This is a genomic window from Deinococcus aestuarii (genome assembly GCF_018863415.1).
Taxonomy (GTDB): Bacteria; Deinococcota; Deinococci; order Deinococcales; family Deinococcaceae; genus Deinococcus; species Deinococcus aestuarii.
This window is the reverse complement of the sequence record NZ_JAHKSN010000001.1, coordinates 187,759-200,071: the sequence shown is the minus strand read 5'-3', so window position 1 is coordinate 200,071 and position 12,313 is coordinate 187,759. Positions and strand designations below refer to the sequence as shown.

Genomic DNA, 12,313 nt, shown 5'->3' with positions numbered 1-12,313 from the left:
TCGGCCCTCCCCCCAGGGAGCCTCTACCAGACATGGTTGCTCCAGCCCGCCTGCCGTTCCTCCCGAAACCGGTCGACCCACTCCTCCGTCAGCCCGTCCGCGAGTCGCGCGAACGCCGGGGGAGCGATGGGAACGTCGGTGGGAAGCTCCAGGTACATCAGCACCGCCCGGATCGTCCCCTCGTAGTCGCGGATGAAGTCCTCGTAGACGAGCGTGAGGGGCACGACGCCTCCCTCGGCGAAGAACTCCTCGGTGGCCGCCTCGCGCAGGCTGCATTCGGCAAAGAGGTGGTTGATCGCGTCGAAGGAATAGCGGCCTCGCAACTCCCCCGCCTGCGGCGCCTGCCCGTGCTCGCGGTGCCACTCCCCCGAGACGATGGCCCGCCACCACGAGACGGCCAGCCGGACCTTGTTGCGGCGCGTCATGTAGAGATGCCTGCTGTTGGGAAATACAGCCTCCCACACGTCCGGGCGGGGCATCTCCGGGGGGAGGGCCAGTTCCCGGCGGAAGGTCTGTATCCACGGCCCGAACCGCCCATCCGGCCCGTACTTCAGCCCAAACACGCCGTTGGGTGTCGTGCCTGCCCGCAGCATGTCCCGGAGGTCGCGCAGCGTCGTCGCCTGCGGATCACGGTCGTTGAGCCGTTCGGAGATTCTTCCCGCGACGCCCGTGGACCGCAAGGCGGAGCAGAGGAGGGTGCTGCCCGTCCGCTGGGAGAACCAGAGCGTGTAACAGCGTTCGGGTTGCTGGCCTTCCACACCTCACTGTGGCCCATGAACAGCGGCGCCGCCTCCGCGCGATGACGTAGCCGGTGGCGAAGGAGCGCAAATGGTCGCTGAATGTCCGGGTTTGGAAACGCCTCACCCCGTGTTCCGCACCCCCGCCGCGATGCCCTGGAGGCTCACCATCAGCGGGCGCTCGAACTCGTCCAGGCCCCCCTCCGACGAGCGGGCGCGCCGCAGCAGCTCGGCCTGGATGCGGTGGATGGGGTCGATGTACGGGTTGCGCAGCCCGATGCTCTCGCGCAGCCGCGGCTCGTTCGCCAGCAGCTCGGCGCCCACCACCGCCTGCACCAGGTCGACGGTCTCGTCGTAGGCCCCCCTCAGCCGCGCGGCGAGGTCGTGATCCTCTGTCAGCCGCAGGTATTCCGTGAAGATCAGGAAGTCGCTCTTGGCGAGGCTCATCTGCGCGTTGTCGAGGACCGTGCGGAAGAAGGGCCACTCCGCGTACATCGTGCGCGCGAGGTCCGGGCCGATCATCCGCAGCCCCTCGCTCAAACCGTACCAGCCGGGGAGGTTCGCGCGGTTTTGCGTCCAGCTCATCACCCAGGGGATCGCGCGCAGGTTCGAGAGGCTGGGCGCCCCGGGCCGCCGCACGGGCCGCGAGGCGATGTTCAGCCGGGCGATCTCGTGGATGGGCGTCACGTCCTCGAAAAAGGGGATGAAGGCCGGGTCGTCCACCAGGGCGCGGTAGGCGGCGGCACTCGCCTTCGCCGCGCGGTCCATCGCCCCCGTCCACTCGGCGGGCGGGTCCTGCGCGGGCCGGGCGGCGGCGAGCATCAGGCCGTAGAGCGCCTGTTCGAGGTTGCGCCGGGCGAGGACCGGGTGGCTGTACTTGTCGGCGAGCGCCTCCCCCTGCTCGGTGATCCGCAGCCCCACGTCGATGGTCCCGGCGGGCTGCCCCAGGATCGCGCGACTCGCCGGGCCGCCCCCCCGCCCGATGCTCGTGCCGCGCCCGTGGAAAAATCGCCACCGCACCCCCGCCCGGCGGCACACGTCGCTTACTCGGCGCTGGGCCTCGTGCAGCGCCCAGTTCGCGGCCAGAAAGCCCGCGTCCTTGTTCGAGTCGCTGTACCCCAGCATGATCTCCTGCACGTCCCCGCCCAGCACCGCGCGGTACTCGGGCAGGCTCAGCAGCTCCCACACCACCTGGGGAGCGCGGGAGAGGTCGGCCAGCGTCTCGAAGAGGGGCACGGGCAGCACCCGGAAGCCCACCTCGCGGGCCAGCAGCAGCGGTTCGAGCACGTCCGACACGCTCTCGCTCATGGAGATGACGTACCGCCCGAAGGCGCGCGGGCCGACCAGTCTGGTCGCCGCCTGCACCTCCCGGATGGGGCCGACGGCCTTTTCCAGCTCCTCCGGCAAGACCTCCCCGGCGGGCCAGAGGGGACGGCGCGAGCGCAACTCGCGGGTAAGAATCTCCTGCTTGGCGTGCTCGGGCAGGTTCTGGTAGTCCGGCTCCACCCCCGCCTCGGCGAGCAGCCGCGCGACCGCCGCCCCCGTCTGCGCGCTGTGCTCGCGGACATCCAGGCTGACGAGGTGCTGGCCGAACACCCGCGCGACCGCGAGCAGCGGCGTGAGGAGCTGGTCGGCGCTGCGGTGCTGGCCGTCTTGGTGGAGCCGCGCCTGGAGGGCTTCGAGGCGCGGCAGCAGCTCGACCCCCTCCCCGTCCCGGACGGCGTTGTGGAGCGCCTGCAACTCCTGGCGGTAGGGTTCCTGTCCCTGCGAGGCCGTCCCGTCCTGGCTGAGGTCGGAGTAGGCCTGCCGGATGGAGGTCAGCAGCAACTCGCGGGCGCGCTCGCGGTGCAGGCTCAGAGCCTCGCGGGTCGCCTCCGGGGTCACGAAGGGGTTCCCGTCCCGGTCGCCGCCCATCCACGAGGAAAAGGACAGCGGCAGCCGGGCGTCCGTGTCGCGCCCGTAGACGTGCCGGAAGCCCCGCGCGAGGTCGCGTTGCAGGTTCGGCAGGGCCTGGGCGATGCTCGCCACGTAGGTCAGGCCGCCCTTCACCTCGTCGAGGACGGTGGGCTTGAGGCGCCGCAGTTCGGGGGTGCTCCACATCGCCTCGACGTGGGCGGCCACGCGCTCCTGCCCGGCCTCGTCGAGGCTGGGGATGTCGCGGGTCACCTCGACGAGGTGGTGTCGGATCGTCCGGCGCCGCATCTCGGTCGGGTGCGCGGTGAAGGTGAGCCCCAGGTCGAGCCGCGCGAGCAGTTCCTCGGCCTCCTCCGCGCTCACCCCCTGCGCCCGGAGGTCCACGAGGGCCTGCTCGATGCTCTGGGGCCGCACCCCCTGGGTCCCCGAGAGCACCCGCACCCGCTCGTACTCCTCGGCGAGGTTGACGAGCTGGAAATACCAGGAAAAGGCCCGCACGAGGTTCTCGGCGGTGGCCGCGTCCAGCCCCGAGAGCAGGGCGCGCAGCTCACGGTCGTCGCCGCCCGCCCGCACCTCGCGCACGAGGGCCCGGGTGCGCTCCACGAGGTCGAAAAAGGCCTCGCCCTCCTGTTCCCTCAGGACTTGCCCCAGCGTGCGCCCGAGCACGTTCACGTCACTGCGAATGCCCATGTTCCTCCCCCTCCACGTAACGGTACCGGTCCACCCCCAGGGCCCGCCCCCCCTCCATCTGGACAATCACCCCGTTCAGCTCGGCGGGCCCCTCCGCCACCCCGAAGCGGTGGGGTCGCTCGGTCAGGAACTTCGCCACGGGTCCCCCGGGTGCGGCGCCGATCACGCTGTCGCGCGGCCCGGTGAAGCCCGCGTCCGTCTGGAAGGCCGTCCCGCCCGGCAGGACCCGGGTGTCGGCGGTGGGCACGTGGGTGTGCGTGCCGATCACGGCGGCCACCCGACCGTCGAGGTGCCACGCGAGCGCCGCTTTCTCGCTCGTCGCCTCGGCATGCATGTCCACGAGGACGTTGCCCAGGTCACCCCGCTCCAGCAGCTCGTCCATCGCCCGGAAGGGGTTCGCCACCGCCTCCATGAAGACCCGCCCGAGCACGTTCACGACCGTCAGCCGCTCGGTCCCGCCGCCCGCCGCCCGCACCTCGAAGCTGCGCCAGCCCACGCCCGGCGTGCCGGGGTCGGCGTAGTTGAGGGGCCGCACGAGGGGGTACTTCCCCTCGTCGAGCATCAGGGCAAACACGTCCTTGTGGTGCCAGGCGTGGTTACCCAGGGTGATGCAGCCCGCCCCGGCGCGCAAGATGGCGTCGGCCGCCTCCCGGTGCAGGCCGTAGCCCCCCGCCGCGTTCTCGCCGTTCACGACCACGAAGTCGAAGCGGCTCCGGATGACCGGCAGGTGCGCCCCCAGCACCCGGCGCCCCGGCGCCCCATACACGTCTCCCACAAACAGCACCCGCAACATGGCCCCACCCTAGGGCAAATCGCCCCCGGTGGCCGCCGAACCGCGGGCGACGCGGCGGCCCATGACCGCACCGTCCCGGTGACTCCCGCGCCAGACCCATCATCAAACCTTTACCTGACGGCGGGGCGGGGCGCTACAATGGCGCCGCGAGAGGGGAAGCGAGCCGCTTGACGAGAACGACAGCAAGGCAGGAAGAGACCGAGCATAACGGGGTCGCGGGGGGGGCTCACCGCGCGTTCACGTGCGGACGCCACGGGCCGTGGGCCAACTGTGGTGCTTGCTCACGTCTTCCTCACAGCGCAGACGCTAGGGTACCGCTGTGAGTGGAGGAGACCTGACCCGGAGCGCGCTTGAGCGGCGCGCGGGTCGGCCGGTCCTCCGGAAGCGGCGGGGCTTTCTTGTTTGACGATCTCGACTTCTTCGGGGCCCCGGCGGCGCCCGCGCCCGCCCGCCCGGCCCCGCGGCCCGCGACCCCGGACCCGGCGGCGCTGCCGGGGCTGCGGCAACTGCTGCTGGAGGCCCAGCCGTCGGCGCTCTTCTTGCTCGACGGGGCGGGGCTGGTTCTGGAGGTCGGCGGGGCGTGGGAGGCGGTAACCGGGGTGAGGCCGGGGGAGGCCCTCGGCCAGCCGCTGCACCGCTGGCTGCGTTACGACCGCGCGCGGCACCCGGGAGCGCTGCGGGTGGGCCAGGGGGTCATCGAGGACCTCACGCTCGTCACGCCGCTGCACACCCACGTCGTGCGGGCGACCTGGGGCGCGCGGGGCGAGCACGTGGCGGGGACGCTCGAACCGCTCGCCCCGGCCGCGCAGCACGCCTTCCGCACCGCCGAGCGGCTTCAGGACACCGAGCGGGCCCTCGACGAGGCGGTGAACTTCCTGGGGGTGAGCCAGGACGCCTGGCAGGCCGAGCATATCCGCCGGATCGTGGACTTCGCGGGGCGGCTCGCCGAGGCGGCGGGCCTGAACCCGGCCGAGGTGGGCGCGGTGCGCTGGGGCGCGGCCCTGCACGATATCGGCAAGGCGCGGGTGCCCCAGGCGATCTTGCAAAAGCCCGGTCCCCTCGACCCCCTGGAGTACGAGGTGATCCTCCAGCACCCGGTCTGGGGGGTGCAGCTTCTCGCCGACCTGCCGTTCCTGCCGGTGCAGACGGTGGACGCGGTGCGCCACCACCACGAGCGGTGGGACGGCCAGGGCTATCCCCTCGGCCTGGAGCGGGGCCGGATTCCGCTCGCCGCCCGCATCGTGGCGGTGGCCGACGTGTTCGACGCCCTCACGAGCGCGCGCCCCTACAAGACCGCCTGGAGCTACCAGGACGCCGTGGAGCACCTTATCGGCGAGGCGGGGCGGCACTTCGACCCCGGGCTCACCCGGCTTTTCGTGTGTGACGTGCTGGGCTTCCCCCACCTGGCCGACCGCTTCGGGGACGCCTCCACCCCACTGGACTGAACACGGCGTTTCCGTCCGGTCGGCACCGGGTCACGGGATGACGAAGGGGAAGGAGGCACCCAGCGTCCGGGTGCCCCCCTCGCCGACGGGAACGGTGAGACTCAGAGGCCCCGCAAGGCGCCCAGCCACAGCTCGGCCAGCTTGGCGTATCCGGCGGCGTTGGGGTGAACCCCGTCGGCCAGGTCGGCGAGGGTCAGCCGGGCGGAGGCGTCCACGAACTTCACGCGCCTGCCCTGGGCCGCCCGGGTGCTCACCAGCCCCGGGAGGGCAGCGTTGAAGGTGCGGGCCCGGGCGTCTTGTGCCCGGTCGCTCAGGGGCGGGAGGGACGCGACGATGACGGTCGCGGAGGGCCTGCGGGCCGCGATGCGGTCGAGGAGGGCGCCCAGCCGGGTGGGGGCGCCGCCGACGTCGCGGTTTTGGATCATGTCGTTGGTGCCGATCATGAGCAAGATCACGTCCGGCTGCGCGCGGTCCAGCCAGCCGTCCACCTGTCCGGCGATCTCGTCGATCCGCCAGCCGCTGTGCCCCTCGTGGTCACGGTCCGCGAGCGCGGAGGGGCCGTTTTGCGCCGAGCCGACGAAATCGGTGGGCAGGCCCGCCGCCGTGAGCCCCGGCAGCAGCGGGGTGCGGTAGCCCCCGGGGATGTTGTACCCGTCGGTGATGGAGTCGCCCAGGGGCATCACGCGCCGCGCCGTCACGGGGGCCACGGTGGGGGTGGGCGTCGGGGCCGGACCCGGCGTGGGCGTGGAGCTGGCCTGCGCGGCACTCAGCCTCCACCGCTGGGCGCAGGTGTTGTTGTCGCCGTAGAGCTGCACGGCGGCGCCGTCGGCGGACGAGGCCCCGCGCACGTCGAGCCGCATCCCCGGGGCGTGCCGGGGAGAGAGTTCGTACGTGCCGCTCCCCACGTCCTCGAACTTCCACTGCTGGTTGGTCCCCCCCCAGAGGTCCCACTGCGCCACCGGACTCCCCGCGGAGGTGGCGGCATTGGACACGTCCAGCCCCTTGCCGCTGTGCCGGGCCACGACCCTGAAATAGCCGCCGTCCGTCGCCCGCAGGGTCCACTGCTGGCTTCCCGCCCCCGTGGCCGCCTGCTGCACGATGGCCGCCCCGTTCGCCGTCGAGCCCCCCTGCACGCCGAGCGGTTTGCCCGAGCACAGGTTCGCCAGGGTGTAGGTCTGTTCGGCCACCGGAGCCGCCAGGGCCTGGACCGATGGGGCGGACGACTCCGCCGACGTCAGGGAAACCGCCGTCCCCCCACAGGCCGTCAGCAGGGGCGGCAGGGCGAGGGCGAGGGCGAGCCCCAGGGGGCGGAGCGGACGGGGTTGGTTTGACATCATAGAACCTGGGGATGATACGGACGATCCTCACCGGATGACATGGAAAATCCCACATCGCCTGGCCCCCGTGCCCTTGAGGGGGCGGGTCGGTGTCGTCTGCGCCGCGCGACCCGGGGCACCGGGCCCTGCCTAGACCAGAGGCCTACCTCAGGTAGGGCGAGAAGCGGCCCACGGTCGCCGCGTCGGGATTTGGCGTGGCGCGCAGGAGCCGGGTGCCGCCGAACACGAGCAGCGCCCGACCCCCGGCCCCGGCCTGGAGGCCCCCCGCACTCACCCGGTAGGGCCCGGCCAGCACCGCCTGGGACGTGCTGCCGTCGAAGGCGAGGGCGGCGGCGCGGAGCGGCGGGGTCTGGGCCTGCACGCCGCCGAGAGCGCTCACGAAGCCCGTTCGCACGTGCAAGACGAGGCGCTCGGCCTTCAGCCCCTGGAGCCGCGCGTCGGTGTAGGTCACGTTGCCGGAGGCCGTCACCGTGCCGCGCCCCAGGTCGTAGGTCACGCTCCCCGCGCGCAGGGTGCCGCCCTGCCGGGTCGTGACCGTCGCCGAGCGTGCGGTGAGGCGCTCGCCGGGCTGCAATTCCATCCGGGCGGCGCTCAGCCGCAGCCCGGTGCGGGCGTCGGTGGCGGTGCCTCCCTGGGGCAGCTCGGTCGCGCCCGTCTGGAGGTTGAGGTTCTGCGGCCCCCGGGGGGTCACGCTCAGCCCGCCGAACGTGACGGCCCCGCCCACCCCGAGGGTCAGCGCGGCGAGCAGGGGGAGGAAAAGGCGCTTCATGCGCCCCACCCTAGCGTCCGGCCCCTGAGCCCGGTGAGCGGGTCGGTCAGCCCCGCTTCAGCCCCGGGAGGAACGGAGCCCCGCTCATCTGTGGTTGAACGCCCGCGGGGCGCGGCGGGGTACACTCCCAGCGCAGTGAAGCGCCCCCTCCTTCTCCTGTTGCTGCTCGCCTCCACGGCGGTCGCCGCCCCGCGCGTGGGCACCCACCCGGGCTACACGCGGCTGGTGTTCGACCTGCCCCGCCCCGCCTCCTCCGGCACCCCCGCCGCCAGCACCCAGGTCACGGGCGGACGGGTCACCGTAAAGCTCGGCCTGAGCCTGCCCGCCGCCCGGGGCCGTCTGAGCGCGCCCGGCGTGACCGGCTACACCGTCGCGGGCAAGACCGTCACCGTCACCCTCGCCCCCGGCCGGAAGGCGACGGCGACCGTCCTGCCTGCCAGGAGCGGCCAGCCCGCCCGGCTGGTGATCGACGTGCCGACCGCAACGGCGGCCCGCCCTCCCGCCCGTTCCCCCGCCGCCGTCACGCGCCCGACGGGCACGGCGCGTCCCGTCCGGCCCGTGGTGGTGCTCGACGCCGGGCACGGCGGCATCGACCAGGGGATGCGCAGCCGCTGGGTCACGGAAGCCGAGGTCAACCTCTCCGTGGCCCGCCGGGTGCGCGACGAACTGCGCAAGCACGGCGTCGAGGTCGTGATGAGCCGCGAGAGCAACACGCACCTCAGCGCGAACAAGGCCGACGACCTCAACCTGCGTTCCCGCCTCGCCACCAACGCCAGGACCACCGCCTTCGTCAGCATCCACGTCAACGCCTCGACCAACCCCGCCGCCCACGGCATCGAGACCTACTACTTCGGCCAGCCGCTCGCGGGCCAGGGTCGCAGCCTCGCCGTCCGCGAGAACGGCGGCGGCAGCCTCGGCCAGGAACTCACCCGCCGCGCCGCCAACAACGCCCAGAACCTCCTCGGCGACCTCCTCGCCCAGGCCAAGGTGTCCTTTTCCCGCTCACTCGCCCAGAAGGTCCAGGCCCGCCTCGTCGCCGCCACGGGCGCCCTGAACCGCGGCGTGCAGACCGACGCCTTTTACGTCATCCGCAACCCCACCACCGCCGCCATCCTCGTCGAGATCGGCTTCGGCTCCAGCCCCGTGGAGGGGCCCCGCCTCGCCCAGCCCGCCTACCGCGACCGGGTGGCGACGGCGATTGCGCGGGCGATTCTGGATTTCGTCCACGCGGAGTAGCGGGTGGACTCGGGCATGACAAAGGGGGCGGGTTGGCTTCTCCTGAGTGCAGTCCTGTTGGGCTGCAAAGACACCCGGTTCAAGGAGACGCGCAACCTCACGCCAGGCTCACCCGAGCAACGGCAAATGCAGGCGCGACTGAGCGAGTATCAAGCGAAGAACGTCGAGTGCATTTCTTTGCAGGACCTTCCCTTCGAGGGCCGCCAGATCACGCAGTCGTGCTTCGGAGAGGTCTTCGAGCCGCACGTCAAGGCATTTTTCAACCACCCCATTCAGACGACCTCCACGCTGAACGTGATCACGGTGGGCAACTCACCGAAAGGGACGGGCACTCGTCAGTGTCACAGGCCGGAAGGGGAGATGGTGCTGTGTTTGGAAACCCACCGGAGCGGCAGTCGGGTCCTTCAACCACAGCACTTGTTCGCCTTTGCTCTGAAATGAGTGCCTCGACGGCGCCCCGAGCCCTCGACGCGGCTTCGCAGGAGGCCGTCGGCTCGCCGCGAGGGTCCGAACCTCGACCCCTTGTGCTACCTCCGCCCCTTCACCGTCCAGGCGTGCTCCTCCAGCCCCGCCGTCTGGTTCGCCGCGCGGGCCATCACGAACAGCAGGTCGGAGATGCGGTTGAGGTAGACGAGGACGGCAGGGTTGACCTCCTCGACCCCCGCGAGTTCAATCGACACGCGCTCGGCGCGGCGGGCGACCGTGCGGGCGATGTGGAGGGCGGCGGCGGTCTGGGTGCCGCCGGGGTGGACGAAGCCCTTGAAGACGGGCGCGACTTCCTGGTAGCGGTCGATCATCGCCTCCAGAAAAGCGGCGTCCTGCTCGTCCATGCGGCTGATCTTGCCCGCCGAGACGCTGCCCTGCCGCGTGGCGAGGTCGGCGCCCACGTCGAACAGCGCATTCTGGAGGTATTCGAGGTCGGCGTCGAGGGTCGCGTCGGGCTGCGGGCTCGCCATGTTGTGCGCCCGCGCGAGGCCCACCACGCTGTTGAGCTCGTCCACCGTGCCGTACGCCTCGACCCGCACGTGCGTCTTGCTCACCCGCTCGGGACCGTAGAGGCCGGTGGAGCCGTCGTCGCCCGTCTTGGTATAGAGCTTCATGGGAAACAGGGTAGTGGGTCGTGGGGGGTGGGAAGTGGGAAAAAGAGAAGCGGGAGCCAAAGCTTTCGCCTGACTCCCACTCTGGGGAACATTCCCGCTACGCCCGCCCCGTCGCCTCCGTCAGCTCGCGCAACTTCGCCGCCAGCTCCGGCATCAGGTCCCCCTCCCGGTAGCGCCACGTCCAGTTCTGGGGACCCGTGGAGCCGGGCAGGTTCATGCGGTCCTCGCTGCCGAGGTTGAGGAGGTCTTGCAGCGGCACGACGGCGAGGTTGGCGCGGCTCTCGAAGGCCATGCGGACGAGCTGCCACGCGAAGGTCTCCTCGGTCGGGGCGCTGTGTGAGTACACGCGGAAGTTGTGCCGCTCGCCCTCGTCGGCACTCCGCCACCACCCGCGCGAGGTGTCGTTGTCGTGGGTGCCGCTGTAGACGACCTGATTCTCCCGCAGGTTGTGGGGCAAGAAGGCGTTGACGCTGAAGTCCCCACCCCCGAAGGCGAATTGCAGCACCGCCATCCCCGGCAGCCCGAAGTCGTCGCGGAGCTTTTCTACGTCGGGGGTGATCACGCCCAGGTCCTCGGCGATGATGGGCACGTCACCCAGCGCCTCCCGCACGGCGGCGAGCATCTCGTAGCCCCGCGCGGGCACCCAGCGCCCCTGGATCGCCGTCTCGGCGGGGAAGGGAATCTCCCAGTACCCGGCAAAGCCCCGGAAGTGGTCCACCCGGATCACGTCGTAGAGCCGCAGGCTGCCCCGGAAGCGCTCGGTCCACCAGCGGAAGCCGTCCTCGGCCATCACGTCCCAGCGGTAGAGGGGGTTGCCCCAGAGCTGCCCCGTCTCGCTGAAGTAGTCCGGCGGCACCCCCGCCACCACGGTCGGCTGCCCCTGATCGTCGAAGAAGAACCCCTCCCGGTTCGCCCACGCGTCGCTCGAATCCATCGCCACGAAGATCGGGATGTCCCCGATGATGCCGACCCCGCGTTCCCGCGCGTACTCCCGCAGGGCCGTCCACTGCCGGAAGAACAGGAACTGGATGAACTTCACGCGCTCGATGGCGGGGGCGAGCGACTCGCGGGCGGCGGCCAGCGCCTCCGGCTGGCGGTCGCGGGTGCCCGGCTCCCAGGCGTTCCACGGCAGCCCCCCGTGCGCGTCCTTGAGGGCCATAAAGAGGGCGTAGTCGCCGAGCCACGCGGCCTCCTCCCTCTGGAAGGCCGCGAAGCTGGCCCGCAGCCCCGGCGCGTCGCCCGTGGCGTAGTGCGCGTAGGCCCGCGAGAGCATCTGGTTGCGCCACACGTACTGGAGCCCAAAGTCCACCCGGCCCGCGTCGAAGCCCGGCAGGTCGGCGAAGTCGCCCTCCTGGAGCAGCCCCTCCTCCCGCAGCGTGGCGAGGTCGATCAGGTAGGGGTTTCCCGCGAAGGCGCTGAAGGCCTGGTAGGGGCTGTCCCCGTACCCGGTGGGGCCCAGCGGCATGACCTGCCAGTAGCGTTGCCGCGCCGCCGCCAGCCAGTCCACGAACGCCCGCGCGTGGGCACCGAGTTCGCCGATGCCGTGGGGCCCGGGCAGACTGGTGGGATGCAGCAGCACGCCGCTGGAACGGTTGATCGTCATGAAAGTCCTCCGTGTCGGAGCAGGGGAGAGGGATGGAAGTGATTCCAGAAAGCCGCCGTATTCTACCCGTTCTCCCCGGACGTGCCGGACCGTTTTTCAGAGGACGAGGCTTTCCGAGCCAGGGGAAAAGAAGGAAGGACGGGCCTGGCTCCACCCGTCCTCCCCACCTGACCGGCTCAGTCGTAGGTGACTTCGAGCACCTCGAACCTGGCCGTCCCCCTGGGCAGCGGCACGGTGACCGTCTGGCCGGGGCGCTTGCCACTCAGCGCCTTGCCGATGGGGCTGGCGTCACTGATGCGGTTGTTGAGGACATCCACCTCGTAGGTGCCCACCAGCTCGAACTGGCGCTCGACGCCCTTCTCGTCGCGCACGCGCACCCTCGCGCCCAGGCCCGCGCCGCCCGCCGCGTCCTCGGCGACGATCACGGCGCGTTCGAGCTGGTCCTCGATCTCCACGATGCGCGCCTCGTTCTCGCTCTGCTGCATCCGGGCCTCGTCGTAGGCCGCACTCTCGCGCAGGTCGCCGTCGGCGATGGCCGAGCCCATGTACTCGCTGATCTGTTCGCGGCGGGTGGTCTTGAGGTGGTCCAGCGTCTCGACCAGCTTGTCGTAGCCGCGCTGCGTCATGGGGATGCGCTGTTTGGTCATGGCGGCCCAGTATAGGGCAGAGCCTCCACACGATTCACACAG

General features: G+C 71.5%; 11 protein-coding genes. 3 read left to right on the top strand and 8 right to left on the bottom strand.

Going from position 1 to position 12,313, the window contains the following annotated elements:
* Positions 1-23 precede the first annotated feature (23 nt).
* From IC605_RS00965 to IC605_RS00955, 3 genes are all read right to left on the bottom strand, one after another.
* Complete coding sequence (locus IC605_RS00965; RefSeq protein WP_216317765.1) at positions 24-758, bottom strand: Stf0 family sulfotransferase; 735 nt, start codon at positions 756-758, stop codon at positions 24-26.
* Positions 759-860: 102 nt separating this feature from the next.
* Complete coding sequence (locus IC605_RS00960) at positions 861-3,341, bottom strand: phosphoenolpyruvate carboxylase (protein ID WP_216317763.1); 2,481 nt, start codon at positions 3,339-3,341, stop codon at positions 861-863.
* A complete protein-coding gene (locus IC605_RS00955; RefSeq protein WP_216317760.1) occupies positions 3,325-4,134 on the bottom strand; it encodes a TIGR00282 family metallophosphoesterase in 810 nt (269 codons plus the stop codon). The genes IC605_RS00960 and IC605_RS00955 overlap by 17 nt, the downstream gene beginning before the upstream one ends.
* Positions 4,135-4,532: 398 nt before the next feature.
* On the opposite strand from IC605_RS00955, the gene IC605_RS00950 reads away from it, so the two are divergent.
* Complete coding sequence (locus tag IC605_RS00950) at positions 4,533-5,579, top strand: HD-GYP domain-containing protein (protein WP_216317758.1); 1,047 nt, start codon at positions 4,533-4,535, stop codon at positions 5,577-5,579.
* A 101-nt stretch (positions 5,580-5,680) separates the two neighbouring features.
* Here IC605_RS00950 and IC605_RS00945 read toward each other — a convergent pair whose 3' ends face one another.
* Positions 5,681-6,916 (bottom strand): RICIN domain-containing protein, encoded by a 1,236-nt coding sequence (locus IC605_RS00945; protein ID WP_216317757.1) that lies wholly within the window; start codon positions 6,914-6,916, stop codon positions 5,681-5,683.
* A 142-nt stretch (positions 6,917-7,058) separates the two neighbouring features.
* Positions 7,059-7,685, bottom strand: coding sequence for a hypothetical protein (locus tag IC605_RS00940; RefSeq protein ID WP_216317755.1), 627 nt, complete (start codon positions 7,683-7,685; stop codon positions 7,059-7,061).
* A gap of 135 nt (positions 7,686-7,820) precedes the next feature.
* Here IC605_RS00940 and IC605_RS00935 point away from each other — a divergent pair, with 135 nt between their 5' ends.
* On the top strand, positions 7,821-8,921 hold the full coding sequence (locus IC605_RS00935) for an N-acetylmuramoyl-L-alanine amidase family protein (protein ID WP_343216456.1): 1,101 nt from the start codon (positions 7,821-7,823) through the stop codon (positions 8,919-8,921).
* A 3-nt stretch (positions 8,922-8,924) separates the two neighbouring features.
* Positions 8,925-9,362, top strand: coding sequence for a hypothetical protein (locus tag IC605_RS00930; RefSeq protein ID WP_216317753.1), 438 nt, complete (start codon positions 8,925-8,927; stop codon positions 9,360-9,362).
* Positions 9,363-9,448: 86 nt separating this feature from the next.
* Here IC605_RS00930 and IC605_RS00925 read toward each other — a convergent pair whose 3' ends face one another.
* The 3 genes from IC605_RS00925 to greA form a co-directional block, all read right to left on the bottom strand.
* Positions 9,449-10,021 carry a cob(I)yrinic acid a,c-diamide adenosyltransferase gene (locus IC605_RS00925; RefSeq protein ID WP_216317751.1) on the bottom strand — a complete coding sequence of 191 codons (573 nt, stop codon included), beginning with the start codon at positions 10,019-10,021 and terminating at the stop codon, positions 9,449-9,451.
* 97 nt (positions 10,022-10,118) lie between these two features.
* Positions 10,119-11,624 (bottom strand): 4-alpha-glucanotransferase, encoded by a 1,506-nt coding sequence (malQ, locus tag IC605_RS00920; RefSeq protein ID WP_216317749.1) that lies wholly within the window; start codon positions 11,622-11,624, stop codon positions 10,119-10,121.
* 176 nt (positions 11,625-11,800) lie between these two features.
* On the bottom strand, positions 11,801-12,271 hold the full coding sequence (gene greA / locus IC605_RS00915; protein ID WP_216317747.1) for a transcription elongation factor GreA: 471 nt from the start codon (positions 12,269-12,271) through the stop codon (positions 11,801-11,803).
* Positions 12,272-12,313: the final 42 nt, after the last annotated feature.